The organism is Saprospiraceae bacterium (assembly GCA_016712145.1).
Classification (GTDB): domain Bacteria; phylum Bacteroidota; class Bacteroidia; order Chitinophagales; family Saprospiraceae; genus Vicinibacter.
This window is the reverse complement of the sequence record JADJRO010000003.1, coordinates 358,480-374,823: the sequence shown is the minus strand read 5'-3', so window position 1 is coordinate 374,823 and position 16,344 is coordinate 358,480. Positions and strand designations below refer to the sequence as shown.

Annotated in this window: 18 protein-coding genes; 5 read left to right on the top strand and 13 right to left on the bottom strand. The window is 36.8% G+C overall.

The features are described from left to right. Positions 1-68 precede the first annotated feature (68 nt). Genes IPK91_14230 through IPK91_14220 form a run of 3 tightly spaced genes read left to right on the top strand, consistent with a single transcriptional unit; the run spans position 69 to position 3,098 of the window. Positions 69-605 carry a UvrD-helicase domain-containing protein gene (locus tag IPK91_14230; GenBank protein ID MBK8298404.1) on the top strand — a complete coding sequence of 179 codons (537 nt, stop codon included), beginning with the start codon at positions 69-71 and terminating at the stop codon, positions 603-605. Beyond that, a complete protein-coding gene (locus tag IPK91_14225) occupies positions 589-963 on the top strand; it encodes an ATP-dependent helicase (protein MBK8298403.1) in 375 nt (124 codons plus the stop codon). The genes IPK91_14230 and IPK91_14225 overlap by 17 nt, the downstream gene beginning before the upstream one ends. Next, positions 960-3,098, top strand: a complete 2,139-nt coding sequence (locus IPK91_14220; protein ID MBK8298402.1) for an ATP-dependent helicase — start codon at positions 960-962, stop codon at positions 3,096-3,098. The genes IPK91_14225 and IPK91_14220 overlap by 4 nt, the downstream gene beginning before the upstream one ends. Before the next feature lie 85 nt (positions 3,099-3,183). Here IPK91_14220 and IPK91_14215 read toward each other — a convergent pair whose 3' ends face one another. After that, positions 3,184-3,906: a hypothetical protein gene (locus tag IPK91_14215; GenBank protein MBK8298401.1), complete on the bottom strand. Its 723-nt coding sequence runs from the start codon at positions 3,904-3,906 to the stop codon at positions 3,184-3,186. Positions 3,907-3,977: 71 nt separating this feature from the next. Then, entirely contained in the window at positions 3,978-4,967 is a 990-nt protein-coding gene (locus IPK91_14210) for an NTP transferase domain-containing protein (protein MBK8298400.1), read from the bottom strand. 148 nt (positions 4,968-5,115) lie between these two features. On the opposite strand from IPK91_14210, the gene IPK91_14205 reads away from it, so the two are divergent. Next, positions 5,116-6,558, top strand: coding sequence for a T9SS type A sorting domain-containing protein (locus tag IPK91_14205; protein MBK8298399.1), 1,443 nt, complete (start codon positions 5,116-5,118; stop codon positions 6,556-6,558). 379 nt (positions 6,559-6,937) lie between these two features. Here IPK91_14205 and atpG read toward each other — a convergent pair whose 3' ends face one another. The 8 genes from atpG to IPK91_14165 form a co-directional block, all read right to left on the bottom strand. Continuing rightward, entirely contained in the window at positions 6,938-7,834 is an 897-nt protein-coding gene (gene atpG / locus IPK91_14200; GenBank protein MBK8298398.1) for an ATP synthase F1 subunit gamma, read from the bottom strand. 28 nt (positions 7,835-7,862) lie between these two features. Then, positions 7,863-9,452 (bottom strand): F0F1 ATP synthase subunit alpha, encoded by a 1,590-nt coding sequence (locus IPK91_14195; GenBank protein ID MBK8298397.1) that lies wholly within the window; start codon positions 9,450-9,452, stop codon positions 7,863-7,865. Between the two features lie 109 nt (positions 9,453-9,561). Next, positions 9,562-10,131: an ATP synthase F1 subunit delta gene (gene atpH, locus IPK91_14190; GenBank protein MBK8298396.1), complete on the bottom strand. Its 570-nt coding sequence runs from the start codon at positions 10,129-10,131 to the stop codon at positions 9,562-9,564. 24 nt (positions 10,132-10,155) lie between these two features. Further along, entirely contained in the window at positions 10,156-10,686 is a 531-nt protein-coding gene (gene atpF, locus IPK91_14185) for a F0F1 ATP synthase subunit B (GenBank protein MBK8298395.1), read from the bottom strand. A 65-nt stretch (positions 10,687-10,751) separates the two neighbouring features. Then, positions 10,752-10,958, bottom strand: a complete 207-nt coding sequence (gene atpE / locus IPK91_14180; GenBank protein MBK8298394.1) for an ATP synthase F0 subunit C — start codon at positions 10,956-10,958, stop codon at positions 10,752-10,754. A gap of 55 nt (positions 10,959-11,013) precedes the next feature. Continuing rightward, positions 11,014-12,321 carry a F0F1 ATP synthase subunit A gene (gene atpB, locus IPK91_14175; protein ID MBK8298393.1) on the bottom strand — a complete coding sequence of 436 codons (1,308 nt, stop codon included), beginning with the start codon at positions 12,319-12,321 and terminating at the stop codon, positions 11,014-11,016. 305 nt (positions 12,322-12,626) lie between these two features. Then, entirely contained in the window at positions 12,627-13,145 is a 519-nt protein-coding gene (locus IPK91_14170) for an energy transducer TonB (protein MBK8298392.1), read from the bottom strand. Positions 13,146-13,249: 104 nt separating this feature from the next. Further along, positions 13,250-14,767: a serine hydrolase gene (locus tag IPK91_14165; protein ID MBK8298391.1), complete on the bottom strand. Its 1,518-nt coding sequence runs from the start codon at positions 14,765-14,767 to the stop codon at positions 13,250-13,252. Between the two features lie 70 nt (positions 14,768-14,837). Between IPK91_14165 and IPK91_14160 the strand changes: the two genes are divergently transcribed. Beyond that, positions 14,838-15,170, top strand: coding sequence for a hypothetical protein (locus IPK91_14160; protein MBK8298390.1), 333 nt, complete (start codon positions 14,838-14,840; stop codon positions 15,168-15,170). 65 nt (positions 15,171-15,235) lie between these two features. On the opposite strand, the gene IPK91_14155 is transcribed toward IPK91_14160, so the two are convergent. From IPK91_14155 to IPK91_14145, 3 genes are read right to left on the bottom strand one after another with little or no spacing between them, the layout of a single operon-like run. Next, positions 15,236-15,403, bottom strand: a complete 168-nt coding sequence (locus IPK91_14155; protein ID MBK8298389.1) for a DNA alkylation repair protein — start codon at positions 15,401-15,403, stop codon at positions 15,236-15,238. Positions 15,404-15,440: 37 nt separating this feature from the next. Continuing rightward, entirely contained in the window at positions 15,441-15,767 is a 327-nt protein-coding gene (locus IPK91_14150) for a response regulator transcription factor (protein MBK8298388.1), read from the bottom strand. Continuing rightward, on the bottom strand, positions 15,757-16,323 hold the full coding sequence (locus IPK91_14145) for a hypothetical protein (protein ID MBK8298387.1): 567 nt from the start codon (positions 16,321-16,323) through the stop codon (positions 15,757-15,759). The genes IPK91_14150 and IPK91_14145 overlap by 11 nt, the downstream gene beginning before the upstream one ends. Positions 16,324-16,344 lie beyond the last annotated feature (21 nt).

Here is a 16,344-nt window from a genome sequence, read left to right as displayed (position 1 = left end):
TTGTAATTAATAGAATTAGTTTTTGATTATAAATATTAATCCACAAACGCAAAACAATAAATCGATCGATGACGCAACATATTAAAAACAATCCTTCATTTGAGTCCGCATATCAAAAACTCAATGCTAAACAAAAACAAGCTGTCGATAGTCTTGAAGGGCCTTTATTGGTAATTGCAGGACCCGGAACTGGCAAAACCCAGATCCTTGCCATCCGAATCGGTAATATTTTACTCAATACCGATCTTAATCCAAGGAATATCTTATGCCTTACATTTACAGATTCCGGAGCAATCAATATGAGGGACCGTTTATTGGAATTTATCGGCCCTACAGCCTATGAAATTGCCATCCATACGTTTCATTCATTTTGCAATATGGTCATCCGGGAAAATCCGGAGAGCTTTGAACAGTACAGCAGTTATGAAGTCATTTCTTATTTAGAAAAAAATCAACTGATATTAAATATTTTAGATGATTTGGATCGAAGCCATTTGTTCTATCGCTACAACAGAAATTATCGACGTGAGTTATTTGCGCTGCCCCAGTTATTTGAAAAATTAAAAAGAAAACTGGAATCCAGATCAAATGCTGCTGGATATTGATTTGTTTTTAGAAAAAGAAAAAGACAATCCGGACTATATTTATAAAAGAAATTCAGGAACTAATAAACCTGGAGATTTTAAACAAGCAGCCTACGACAAAGAGAAAGCGAAATTAGATAAAACAAAAGCTGCCATTTCTTTATACACAAAGTATCAGGAAGCACTCGATCAACTGGAACGCTATGAGTTTGAGGACATGATCCGTTGGGTGCTCACTAAATTCCAAACAGACGATTTATTATTGGCAAAATATCAGGAGTTGTATCAATACATTTTAGTTGATGAATTTCAAGATACCAATGGAGCCCAAAATCAAGTCTTGAGTCAATTGTTATCGTATTTTGACACACCCAGTTGACAGAAAATTATCGTTCATCACAACTTATTTTAAATGCGGCTGACGCAGTAATAAATAACAATACCGAACGTATGGTGAATTTGGATGCCGCGTTAAGTAAAAACTTAATTGCATCTGGAATTTCAAAGAGTTATACTGCCTTACCTCATTTTAATGAATTTGAATTTGAAGAACATGAAATCATTTATATATGTCAAAAAGTCAAATTATTATTAGATCAAGAAATTCCAGGAAATCAAATCGCCATTTTGTTTCTAAAAAATGCAGATGCCGAACCATTTATTAAATGGTTTGAAATCAAAAAAATTCCTTATCAAACCAGTAAGCAAATCAATGTGCTCCACGAGCCGCTCATTAAACATTTAATTAACATCCTGAATTATATTTGTCATGAATTCATTGATCCATTTAAAAACGATGATCTCCTATATAAAATCCTGCATGCACCCTTTATTTCAATCACTTCAGACAACATTTCAAAATTAGCCTGGTATTTACAAGAAAAAAGAAGCGAAATTAAAGAAGATCCTTTGAAGGAAATCAGCTTGTCCCTTCTTGAACTTATGGGTAACGACGCAGAACTTAAAAAATCTGGAATTCAAGATTCAATTGCCATTCTCGAACTTTCCCATAAAATTCAAGAATTGAAAAAATCTGTCTTGGATTTAAGTCCACAAACTGCTTTGGAAAGAATATTACAAGATTTTAATGTGTTGCCATTTCTTCTGGGCAGCGTTGACAAGATTCAATACCTGCAAATTCTAAATACCTTTTTCGAATTTCTTAAATCTGAAACACAAAAACATCCGGAATCCAGTTTATCTGATTTTACCGATTTGCTTCATGAATACATTATTAATAATATCAGTCTGCCATTGAATCAATTTATTGGCAGTCGTCAAGGAGTTGTATTGTCTACGATCTATAAAGCCAAAGGATTGGAATATGAGCATGTGTTTATGATTCATAATTCACAAGAATACTGGAGTCCTTCCCGTCAAAGTGGATTTAAACTCATTGATGGTTATATTAATGAAAAAATTGATTCAGAAGAAGATCGTCGAAGACTTTTTTATGTAGGAGTTACCCGAGCAAAATTGCATTTGTATCTAAGTTATTATAAATATAAAAGTAAAGAGAAAAAACAAAATACGCTATCCAAATTTGTAACTGAGATGATCCATAAAGACACCATAACATCTCAAAAAGTACAAATTGATGAATCGGACTTATTGGACAAAATGATTATCGACATGAGTCCGATGAAAAAAGACTACAAACAATTGGAAGATCAAATGTTTGAACGTTTTATCCATAAATTCAGACTGAACCCAACCGCCTTATCTAAATTTCTGGAATGTCCACTTGCCTTTTATTATGAAAAAGTATTACAAATACCAAGTGCACGTACCCCTTCACTCGGATTTGGAAATGCGGTTCATACTGCACTTGAATATTATATGAACAACCGAGCCTTACTTAAACAAGGAAATTTTGATGCTGTTATAAAATATTTCGAAAAAGGGATGGAAAAATACAGATCCCACTTTACAACTCTTGAATTTCAAAATTATCTTGAAGAAGGTAAAAACGTATTGCCTAAATTTATAGCGTTTCATGCTGCGTCTTGGTTGAGTTCAATAGATTTTAAAACAGAATTTAAAATTCCTACTGAATTTCAGGGGGTTCCATTATCCGGCAAATTGGATCGAATTGATTGGATCCCTTCGGGCATTCGAGTGATGGATTACAAAACAGGTAAACCAAATAAAAACAGAGTCAAAGTACCTTCTGATAAAAATCCCAATGGTTCAGATTATTGGCAGCAACTTGTCTTTTATGCCATTTTGCTTAAAAATTATTCTCAGACAGCCACCGCATCTTGCACATCAACCTTATACTTTGTAATGCCCGATGCGCAAGATACGTTTCAACATATTGAAATTAATCCAACCACAGAGGATCTTGAATTTTTAGGAACCTTAATAAAAACTAGTTATACAAAAATTCTTAACCGGGAGTTTACACCGGGTTGTGGAAAAATAGAATGTGATTGGTGCAATTATATAAATGCAGGTAAGGTCTTTCATTTGACAGAAATTGAAGATGAAGATGAAGAGACTGATGCGATTTAGTGGGAAAGCTGATAAGCTATTAAGCTAAAAAGCTGTTAGTTAAAATCCAAAAACCTTTAGACTTCCATTCTACAGACTCTCCTCTTTAAAACGCTTTATGCAAATTCCACCATTTGCTGTTGATATCACGAAACGCAACCACTCCGCGTCCTGATTTAAAATAGAACACTGCGGTATCTCTATACTTGAATTCAAACACATTTTGGTAAGTAGAATCAAGAATTGTAATTTGAGGTATTAGAGCAAATCGCTGAACGCGCGATTTTAATGAGTCACTAAAATTTCCGGAATTACCACGGTCGGCAGCAACAAATTCAGTAGTCGCAACTCCGGAGCTGATGCTTGGGTTCGTTCGGTGTACTGTAAGTTTCAATTCATCATAAAGTACCGGATTGGCTGGAGTTGAATTTCTGGAAAGAAAATCTTCGTTGATATTCAAATTTCCAATGATTCTGAATTTCCGGGCGGTATCAGTATCAAAGTAGTCTGCCGTCCGATGCTCTGATAAATAATATTTATCTGCTCTGAGTTCATCTTCAATACAAATATTTTCAACAACAGTCCAACTGCTATCAATAACCAATCCTTGTGGATTAATCAATAACGCAGTGTCTAAGGCTGCACTGTCAAAAAACATTAAATAATGAATGCTTTCATAGGGTAAAAAAGGTCTTGACTCCTGGCTTAGCGAAAGCCTTCCCAATAGTTGATTTGGCGGACAGTCTTCATTTGAATTGCAAGCAATTGCCAAGATTAGAACCAGGCAATTTAAAAGTAAGAAAACTGGCTTTGAAACACGTCGGATCATACATTAAATTCTAAGTAAAACATCTCAAAAGGCAAGATTAGCTTGAACGAAAGGCAAAAATACAGCAATTACTAGATCATGTCAATTTCAGTATTGTCCCCAATATTAAAACTTTGGGTTCGCCCTTTTATAACAGCATCATTGCCAATGATGGAATGCTGTAATACAACGTCATCCAGGCTGGTAAAATTGCCAATGATTGCATCTTTCAGGATGCTATTATTTACCAGGCTGTTATCTCCAATAGAGACATTTGGGCCAATGATGGAATGATTGATTTTACAATTTTGACCAATGCTTACCGGAGGAATTAGAATAGAACCTGGAACGTTGAAATCAATTGATTTAGACCTTCGGCTTAGCATGGTAGCATTTGTTGACAAAAGAATTTCTTTTTTGCCACAGTCATACCAGTTTTTAACCTCCATGATTTCAAATCGGCTGTTGTTTTCCAGCATACACATCAAACCATCTGTAAGGTGAAAAGCTCCTTTCGTTTTTCTGCCGGTTTTAATATTTGTTTCCAGACAATGGATCAGTTTAGGCCATTCCTTGACCAGGTACAATCCAACGATGGCCAGATTTGAAACGGGTATTTGTGGCTTTTCAACCATTCTACAGACAATTCCTTGCTCATCGAGTTCAACCACTCCAAACTCGCGTGGATCCTGAACTTTCCGGACTGCAAGCGTATTGAATTTAGAATGCATGAACACCTGAATGTCTATATCCAGAATGGTATCTCCTAACTGGATCAAAACCTCTTGATCGTCTTTAATAAATTCACCACACAGGTAAATTGCCTGACCCAAACCTTCCCGCTCAGACTGGATTACATATTGTTTTTTAATTTTTGGGTACGAGTCCTCTAGAAATTCTTTGATTTTCTCGCCCAAATAACCTAAAATGAACACATATTCTTCAATGCCCGATTCGACCAGCTGGTCTAAAATATATCCGATAATTGGCTTACCTGCCACCGGAATCAAGGGTTTCGGCTGGGTATAAGTAAGCGGTCGGAGCTTTGTTCCTGCTCCGGCAACCGGTATAATGGCTTTCATAGAATGGTACTCATGCAAAAAACAGGCCGAATTGTTTAAAATTAGGATTAAAATCACTGTGTTGGACCCAATGCTTTGCTCTGGTTTTTATTGAGATGGGATTCTGCTATGTTTTATGCTATATTTACTAATAAATAAATCAATCACCATGTTCAATAGGTTTCACTTGATTCTCATTTTGATATTTCTCCAGATCTACACCATCGTGGTTCATGCTCAAGATATCAATTGGACCGCAGACCAAAAAATTCTTACGGGTGGTTCTGGATCAAACATTCGTCCAAGAATTTTAGCGCTTGATCCCCAGCATGGTATTATTGTTTGGGGAAATGATCGGAGTCAAAGTATCCATTATGCTCTTTGGGAAGGTGACTCGCTAGCTGGAATCCAAAATATAAACATGAAACAGTCCAAGGCATTTATTACCAGTTGGGCAAGTACCGAAATTGCAGGAAGAAATCAAGTAGTTTATATTATTTACAAAGAAGATCCAGCTGAAACCGGAAAAATTTATTTAGTTCGATCCATGGATTTTGGTAAAAATTTCAGTGATCCGATTCCGGTTGTAATTCCCAATGGGTTTTACAGTAGATTTCCAGGAATTGCCATTGATAAAGATTTACAACCGATAGTAAGTTATATGCGTTTTAAAACAGATTGGTCCCAACCTGAATATGTAAGTATCCGATCTAAAGATTTTGGTGACAGTTTTGATGCATTTACAGAAGTAACCGACAAATTAAAAGGAGAAGCCTGTGATTGTTGTCCGGTATCCATGGAGACAGAAGGAGATAAGATTGTGGTATTTTATCGCAACAATCGAAATAACATTCGAAATATGACTGCTTCTATATCAACCAATAATGGAATTAGTTATGACATTACTCAGGAATTAGACACTGCGGATTGGTTTTTACAATCTTGTCCGTCTACTGGGGGAGATGGATTTTTTAATGGTGATCAACTACACAGTGTCTGGTCCAGTGGACGAACAGGAATTTCAAAAGTTTTTTATTCAAAATACAATTTGCTATCTAATAAAATAGAAGGATTGCAAATCATGAATCATACCCAGGGACGAAACTTCCAACAAAACTATCCACGAATGGCTGGAAAGAATGATACCATTGGAATCGTTTGGAATGAATTGGTAAACACTATGGATATTTTCTTCAGTTATTTTCTTGGAAACAATTCTTCTGATTTGATCACACATACCATTCGAATTAATAAAGACATCAATGGAACACAAACTACACCAGATATAGCTTATCATTCAGGTAACTTTTATTTATGCTGGCAAGATCAAAATGATAATTCGATACGATTTAAAAAAGGCTCTTTAAACATTATAAGTTCAAACGATTCTGAATTTGCACAAACACTAAAAATGTTAAATACAAAGCAAGGAGTTGAAATTAGATCAGAAAAGCAAATAGATGAATGTATCATTTACAATCTGGAAGGTCGAATCATTGCTAAATACAAAAAATTTAACACGGTTGAAATAGTCCTTCCCAGTGCAGGAATTTATATTTTAAAGTTCCAGCAAGGCAAATCGGAGTTTTCAATGAAATGGATGAAGGAGTAAGATGAAAAATAGTTGATAGGTGAAAGTCGATAGGCAAGAGGCTAGAGGCTAGAGGCTAGAGGCTAGAGGCTAGAGGCTAGAGGCTAGAGCTAAAGGCTAAAGGCTAAAGGCTAGAGGCTAAAGGCTAGAGGCTAAAGGCTAGATGTTGAGGCTTTGTGATTCTTAATTGAACATTTCTAATTTTCACTTGCCTGCACATCCGTTTATAATTTTAGTTAGAATATTAATCAGGCGGTTTAGGTGGGGAACATTATAGATTTTTCTTAGAAACATGTAGCGTAATGCTCTATATCCAATGCTCAACTTTCAATGCCATTGATAAAATGCTACTAAGAATATTAGGACTTATTAAATGATCGCAAGATTGCAGAATACTTTCTTATCCTGCCAAAGCAGCAGCGCCCCCAACGATTTCGGAAAGTTCTTTGGTGATTGCTTCCTGGCGTGCTTTGTTATAGTTGATTTTTAATTCGCCCAACATTTCCTCAGCATTTTCGGTAGCTTTATCCATTGCAGTCATACGCGAACCATGTTCAGATGCTTGTGTGTCTAAGATACATTTATATAATTGCGATTGCAAAATAGAAGGGATTAATTCTTCCAGTAATTGCTGTTGATCGGGTTCAAAAATATAATCAGCTCTTGTCTGAGAAGCCGTTTCGGATGCAGTGGCTAATTTTGCTACAGGCAAATATTGTTCACGTTCCGGAAACTGTGTGCCTGCATTTTTAAAACGGCTATAATACAATTCAATTTGATCAAATGTGCCTTGATTAAAATCTACCATGAGGCGATCTGCAAGACGTGAAACCAATTCAAAATCTGTATTCGCATATAAATGTTGATATTCCGTAATAAAATGTGCATTGGGAAAGCGTCTTCTGTAATATTCAAATCCCTTTTTTCCAATACATAAGAAACTTACATTTCCGGAAGCCAACTGATTTGTATAATGTTCTTTCAAATAAGAATAGCCAGCCTTCAAGATATTTGAATTGAATGCGCCGCAAAGCCCTCTATCTGATGTAACTACAACATACAAGACCTTGTTTTTATCTGTTGATTTTCCAAAAGACAATCCTGCACCGGCATCCCCGCCAGACATGATATGACTTAAAGTAACATTCAAGCGATTTGCATACGGTCTGAACTGTTGAATTGCTTGTTGGGCTCTTCTTAATTTAGCAGCTGATACCATCTTCATAGCTTTTGTAATCTGTTGTGTAGAGATTACAGATTTAATTCTATTTCTGACTTCTTTTAAATTGGCTGCCATGTTTTAAAATTCTGCTTTTAATAAATCCTTATGCATCGCGGTATTGCGAACTCATTTCATTTGCTATACCACGAAGTGTTTTAATATCCTCATCATTCATCAATCCTTTCCGGAAATTATCTAAAATGGAAGGATGTCTTTGTTCCAGTTCTGTTAAAATAACATTTTCAAAATCCTTTACTTTTTCAACAGGAACATCTTTCAATAGATTATTTGTACCTAAATAGATGATTGCAACTTGTTTTTCTACTGAAACAGGACTGTATTGTGATTGCTTTAAAACTTCTACGTTGCGTTTACCTTTATCCAATACCGCCTTCGTAGCAGCGTCTAGATCCGAACCAAATTTTGAAAAAGCTTCCAATTCACGGAACTGAGCCTGATCTAATTTTAAGGTTCCGGCAACTTTTTTCATAGATTTAATCTGCGCGTTTCCACCAACCCGTGATACCGAGATTCCCACGTTGATTGCCGGGCGAATCCCTGCATTGAATAAATTTGATTCCAAAAAGATCTGACCATCTGTAATTGAAATCACATTGGTTGGAATATAAGCAGAAACGTCACCAGCCTGTGTTTCGATTATAGGCAATGCAGTCAATGAACCACCACCTTTAACAATTCCAGCTTTTTTTAAGGAATCTGGAAGGTCATTCATATTTCGTGCGATGTCATCATTATTGATCACCTTAGCAGCACGCTCCAATAAACGAGAGTGCAAATAAAATACGTCCCCTGGATACGCTTCACGTCCTGGTGGGCGACGTAACAACAAGGATACTTCGCGATATGCAACTGCTTGTTTTGATAAATCGTCATAAATTACCAATGCCGGTCTTCCTGTATCGCGAAAAAATTCACCAATTGCTGCACCGGCAAATGGCGCAAAAAATTGCAGTGGAGCTGGATCAGAAGCAGATGCAGATACGATTACTGTATAGGGCATTGCGCCATACTCTTCGAGTGTTCTAGCAACTTTAGCAACTGTTGAAGATTTTTGACCAGAAGCAACATAGATGCAATAAACAGGTTCGCCTCGATCGTAAAATTCTTTCTGGTTAATAATAGTATCTAATGCAATGGCCGTCTTTCCAGTTTGACGGTCACCAATAATTAATTCCCGTTGACCGCGACCAATCGGAATCATTGAATCAATGGCTTTGATCCCGGTTTGAAGTGGTTCGTTTACCGGTTGACGAAAAATTACACCCGGTGCTTTGCGCTCCAAGGGCATTTCATATTTAGTGCCCGTGATTGGGCCTCTTCCATCAATTGCCTGACCCAATGGATTTACAACACGACCTACCATTCCTTCCCCAACTTCTATAGATGCAATTTTTCCCGTTCTTCTAACTTTAGAGCCTTCTTTGATTCCATCCCATGGGCCCATTAATACAACGCCCACGTTGTCGACTTCAAGGTTTAATACAATGGCTTGCACGCCTGTTTCGAATTCCACTAATTCACCAGCTTGTGCATTAGCCAATCCATAAACACGGGCAATTCCATCTCCGACTTGCAGTACGGTTCCTACCTCTTCTAATGAAGCTGCGCTATTTGCTCCGGAAATTTGTTGTTTGAGTATTGCTGAAATTTCCTCTGGTCTGATTGATACCATATTGTTTTTGTTAGTTGTTAGTTGTTAGTTGGAAGTTGATAGTTGGTAGTTGATAGTTGATAGTTGTTAGGTGCTAGTTGTTAGTGAGTTGATTTGTTTTTTACTTTGATTATCTTTTTTCTACTAAACTGATATAACTCTTATCGTATAAACTTTCTTTCATTTCTTCAAGTTGTCTTTTGATACTCGCGTTGCAATTCTGATCACCCATTTCAAATATAAATCCACCTATTAAAGTTGGCTCTAATTTTTGGTGAAGCTCCATCGTTTCACCTGGTTTTAACCATGCTGAAAAACGGTTCTTTATATTAACCAATTCAGCTTCGTTTAAAACTGTAGCTGAAAGAACCCGTGCGATTCTGATTTTACGAATGGTTCTATACTGTTGGATAAAAGCTGAACAGATTGAAGGCAATAAAGATTCACGACCTTTTAAAAGAAGTAACTGGATAAATTGATAACTCAATGTATCCATATTATCAGTAAACAACTGTTTAAAAATGGCTGATTTTTTATCTGAGTTGATTACCGGACTCTGAAGCATGGCTGCAAATTCTTTGTGATTGCAAACGGCTTCAAGAGATAAAACATCTTCACTGACCTGAGCCAGTTTGTTTTGCTCTTGTGCCAATTCAATTAATGATTTGGCATAACGTTCGGCTATTTGAATTTGCGACATACTGTGTCTTAATTTTTATTAATTCTAGTTCAACTTAATTTCGTCTACCAATTTTTCAACATACTCTACATTGGCTTTTTGGTCTGTCAGTTGTTTGCGTATTATTTTTTCTGCAATTTGCAAGGACATCACTCCAATTTCATTTTTAACATCCACCATAGCCGCTTTCTTGGCCGTCTCTATATCCAATTTTGCTTGTTGCAATAATCGTTGTGCTTCTTCTTTTGCTTTATCCCGTGCTTCAGTTACTAATAAGGTAGCTGATTCTTTGGCTTCCTTAATAATATTCATTTTTTCCTCACGGGCTTCAGCCAATATACGTTCATTTTCAGCTTTTAAATTGGACATTTCTGAACGAGCCGTTTTTGCTGCATCCAATGAATTTTGAATTTCATCTTGACGGTCTTTTAGTGCTTTTACTATTGGTTTAAAAGCAAATTTTCCTATGAGTGTCCAGAATAAAATAAAAAATAAACTGGACCAAAACAATAAACCAAAATCAGGTTTAAGCGGTGAAAAATCAACCAGAAAAAAACTATGAAACGTATTTAGCATTTTCTTTCATTTAAATTTTAAAAGAAAGGTACCCAAGCCAACCGCCGGATACCAATCAAATTCGTTTAGGCTACGAGGTATGCAAAAAGAATAGCAATCAATGCAGCACCTTCAACCAAAGCAGCAGTCAAAATCATATTAGCGCGAATATCGCCTAATGCTTCTGGCTGACGTGCAATAGCTTCTAATGCTTTTCCACCGATAGTTCCTACTCCGATTCCGGCGCCGATAGCAGCCAAACCCATACCAATTGCAGCAATTGAACCTCCCATAATAAAAAATTTATATAGTTACTCTTTAAAATCTTTCTTCTGATTTTCAATTGGTTTAATGATGTGCTTCCTCTGTTGCAGCTCCGATATAAGAAGCAGTCAATAATGTAAACACAAATGCTTGTATGACGGCTACCAATAATTCAATAGACATCATAAAAACAGTTAATAAACCCGAACCGATGGATGCTCCTAGACCTGCGCCTAAGTTTGCACCTGAATTCCCAAATATGAAAATCAAACTAATAAATATCAAAATTGCCATGTGACCAGCTGTTATGTTTGCAAACAATCGCAGCATTAAAGTCAATGGCTTTATAAATACACCTAATATTTCAACCGGAGTAAGTATTGTTTTTACCCAAGCTGGTATTCCAGGCATCCAAAATATATGTTGCCAGTAATGTTTATTTCCGTTGATATTGACAATAAAAAAACTGATCAGAGCAATTACCATTGTAAATGATAAATTACCAGTAACATTTGAACCACCCAGAAAAGGAATTTGACCAAATAAATTTAAAGCCAGTACAAAAAAGAATATAGCCAACAACATAGGCAAAAAACGTTGCCATTTATGTCCTAGAAATGGTTTAGCTACTTCATCTTGTATGAATAATATCATTGGCTCAAATAATAATTGAGCACCTTTTGGTGCAGTACCCGGAGCTTTTTTGTATTGTCTGGCCATGGAAATGAAGACCCAACTTAAAAGTATAAATACCAGAATCATACTCATTACATTTTTTGTAATCGAAAAATCATAAAATGAGCTGATTCCACCTTGAAACAATCCGCCGTCAGCAGTACTGGGCTTATCAAGAACATATTCTACCCCATTGATCACTGCAAAGTCACGATCTTTTTCTTTTCCGTCTACTGTTTGCTTTTTAGTAATAATTTCCTGAATGGCTGCCTCTTTTTCAGTAAAAGCCGGATCGGCTATATGATTTACCCGTCCATGATTGAGCACATACCCTTCAATCGCTAAATGTCCAGATCCATGATGGGCATTGTCAATATGAAATTTAGATGAAGAAAATACAGACCAACCTTTTGCCGGTGCATATAAAATACAGGGCAGTGGAAAATTCCAAGGACCAATGCTGTACACATTTAAATCAGAAATATGATGAAAAGCCGTGGCTTTTGGATCAAATTTGGCACTACCATGGTCTACAGCATGTGCAACGGGAGCTCCTGGACTTGCCATCTGAGCTTCTTGCCCGTGGTTGTGCCCATCACCGGGAGCATGTTCATGTCCAGTAGCAGAAGAATTAGTCCCGCTATGGCCATTTTCCTGGCAATAAATTTTGCCAATGCCAATAAATACCAATAAAAACAAAATTTTAATCTGCTTCATAAGCCAATTTGAAAGGCCTTTTTAAAATCGCTGCAAAGGTAAGCGCTCCCTGTCATATTTTGAAAACGGTATATTAAATAAAAAGTGAATGATTTGAAAGGAGGCAAAGAGGAGCGGAGGAAAGGAGGAGCGGAGGGGAGTGAGCTATTAAGCTATAAAGCTGATAAGGGGATAATGGGTTGGTTATTGATACTGCCTCCAGACTTCCTCTCTACAGACTCTAGACTCTCTCCTACATTGTAGCATTTTACCATTACATGATTGCAGAATTTTAGCATTGCAGCATTGGAAAATTCTCCCTCCCCCTATTTCATCAACTTAAACTTGACAGGTAGGGTGACTTGAACGGGTACTGCTTTGCCATCCTGGTAGCCTGGAATATATCTGGGTAGTTGATTGATAAATTGTAAAACTTCCTCATCGCAGCCACCACCAATGCCTCGTTCGATACGAATTCCTGTTAGGCTTCCATCAGTACGAACTACATATTTTGCATAAACGACTCCTTGTATTCGTTGTTTTTTTGCATCTACCGGATACTTGATATGGTTGTATAGCAAGTCGATCAATCGTTTTTTACTGCATTCTTCAGGATCCAGGTCTGTTTCACAACCGGCAAATACGGGCATTTTTTCTACCCGTTTGTATAAAGTGGACTTAATTAGGTGAAATTCTTCCTTTTCATTTGAATTTATATACCGGATGGTATCAAAATGATCCCCAATAATTTCAGGCCTGACGACAGACGCCAGTGATTGACCGATTAGCTTACCAATGATCACCAATAGATATACCAGTACTAATATGAATTTGTTACAATTCACAGCTTGATTTAGAAGTTTTGAAAAATGGGGATTACTCCCTGATCATGGGTAGCACAAATCTAAAACAAACTTGAGGATTTGAAACGCATTGATAAAGAATATTTTTAATGTTTCTTTATAAACTCGTAGTTAGTGAATTCTACAAAGTCTGCACATGCCAACGTGAACGATTTAACCTTGTTTTTCTTTACTACAAATGGAAATACTTTGATTCCAAGGGTTGGATTGGTATAGGTACATAAAAAACGATCAGAACCCAGATACTCCAATAACGCTGATTGGTTTGGATGGTGTTGCATTGTCATCCGCAGGTTTTTTCCTTCAGTCTTTAAAACCACTTCTCCATATACGCTATTTTGATACACACCTGCATATTTTCTTATTGGAATGGGTGTATCTCCAGCTTTATAAACGGAATCCCTGACCGCTTGATGCCACTCCCGATCTTTTTGAAGCGCTTTTAGATTATTTTTAAGATATACCCCACTGTAATTTCGATACGGTTTATCTAAATAAGCGTCCGTGATTTCCCATTTTAATGCTTGGTAAAATGCATTGGCATCGGAATTGGTAAAGACGATGATCCCCAGTCGCTCCTCCGGAATTAAACTTACAGATGTTACAAATCCATCAGCACCTCCGGTGTGTGAAACCACTTTTCGTCCACAATATTCTACGATATCCCAACCAATTCCGTACATAGAAAAATGGCCTGTATTGAATGGAGGTTTAAAGTTCCCTCGAATGGATACCGGTGTCATCGTCTGATTGATAGCAGCTTCTGGTAAAATCTGCTGTCCATTCCATTGCCCTTTATCTAAAATCATTTTGACCCATTTAGCCCAATCTGAAACCGAACTGCAGATACTCGCTGCAGGTGCCAGATTATCAATTTGAGGCACAACCAATTTTACTACTCTATCTAAATATAAGGTATAGGGTGAACAATGATTGGGACTCTGTTCAAAATCACGTGTAAGTGATTTTGTTTCAGACATTCCCATAGGCTTAAAAAATGTTTCCTGGATGTAATCTTCCCAATTTAAACCACTTGCTTTTTTAATAATTTCTCCTGCAACCACATACCCTGCATTGCAATAACCCCATTTATCTCTAAAATTATAAACCGGTTTGATTAATCCCATTCTGCGAATGACATCCTCTCTACTTGTGTTGGTGGCCCAGTGACAAAAATCTCCTTGAAAGGTCTCAAATCCAATTCGGTGTGAAACCACATCTTTTATAGTCACCAACGCACTGGCATTTGGATCATACAATTTAAAAGATGGGAGCCATTTTTGTACCTTATCGTTCAATGTTAATTTTTTCTCTTGTTCGAGTTTTGCTAAACACAACCCGGTAACTGCCTTTGAATTAGAGGCTATCATAAATAAACTGTGCTCGTCTACCGGAAGATGCTGCTCTAGATCCCGAAAACCATAACCCCGTGTCAAGACAATTTGACCCTCTTTAATGATTGCTACCGCACATCCTGGAAGCTGCCAATCCTTTAATGCACGTTGTACGTAAATTTCCAAACTGTCGGTAACAAAAGCAGGTGGTGTGGACTGAGCGCAAACAATAATAGGTCCAATCAGGAGGAGGTATTTAAGCATTTTCATAAATAAACTTGAACTAAAATTAAGAGAACCAAAGATCCGGATTATCCAATTACTTTTATGATAATTTTACATGATCCTGGTTAATAAATATATTTTACGTATCCTGACTGGTGAATTTGCATCGGCAATCACGATATGGCCTTTTATATTTTTACGCGAACAACGGTACACCAAAGATCCAATATTGTTAAATCATGAGAAAATACATTTGAAACAACAATTAGAAACCCTCATTATATTTTTTTACTTTATTTACGCATTCGACTATTTGCGCAATCGAAGAAAAGGAATGAATCCACGAACTTCTTATTTTAATATCCGCTTTGAACAGGAAGCCTATGCTTATGAAAAGGATCTTAATTATTTATCAAACAGAAAAGCTTACAATTGGTGGCGTTTGTAATTGTTTCATTTATCCCGGAATTGCCCTGTCTCTATTTATTCTATAAAAACTAATATAGCAATTAATTAGTTGACCAATGACATATAATGGGCCTTCAATTTTGGATTTAATTTTTCAACTGCATATCGCAAAGTAACTCGTGGCATTGTAGTCGCATGTTTATCTAAAAATTCCATGAATCGTTTTGGATTTCGTTTGCCTGCTTCCCGTATCCAAAACCTACTGCTTAACATGGACGAAGTGTTTTTTGGGTTTTAGCCATATTGGATTCTATAATTTTCCGGTTTCCAGGCGGTAGCCTATTCCGTGAATGGCTACAATGCCAATGGAGGGATCGGCTGCTATTTTTTTGCGCAATCTCGAAACAAACACATCGATACTTCTACCAACCAAAACCCCTTCATCAGCCCAGACCTGACTTAAGATAAAATCGCGTTCAAGTAATTGATTCGGACTGCTTGCAAACAATCGCAACAATTTTGTTTCTCTAAATGTCAGGGATTGGCGCAATTTACCACATATCAATTGTTGGCCATTTACATCAAGTTGGGAATTTCCCAAACTCAAGTATTCTGATTCTGTAGGATTATTTACTATCGATTAATTTTCTTTTGTAAAAAAACCAAAATCCAAAGACACTTGCTAAAATCAATAAAAGAAATCCACTTTTTGCTAACCACAAGCGGGATTCTCCGGCAGCTTTTAAAAAACTAATTTCAATATAATGGCAAGTTGTTGATAGTTCTCTGCCCGAACAAGGAACGTTTTTATTTTGGAGAAAATCAAATTGATGGTATCCCAAATCAATTCCTCCATCTTCACATCGTTTGATTGCCACTTGATAAGCCCGCTGAATGTCATATAAATCAAGTGCGTTTTGTAAAAGCATCGGCAGCAATTCGTATCGAAATGCTTGTTCAAGTCGAATCCGCCAGATTAATGGCCCTGCTTGCTCAACTGCAGGGATTCTACTGATACTGTCTCCTGTAATTCGCAACAATCCATCTGCAGTTCGACGCAGTGCAAGGTTGACTTTTTCAGGATCCAAATCTTCCATTTTTTCTGATGTTGCAAAGGCAGGAAACCCAGTCAACAAAAGAAATCCAATAAAAAGGAAGATTTGGAACGCATTAATAGGTTGAACAGAAAACATCCCGAAAATTAGCACGATTTT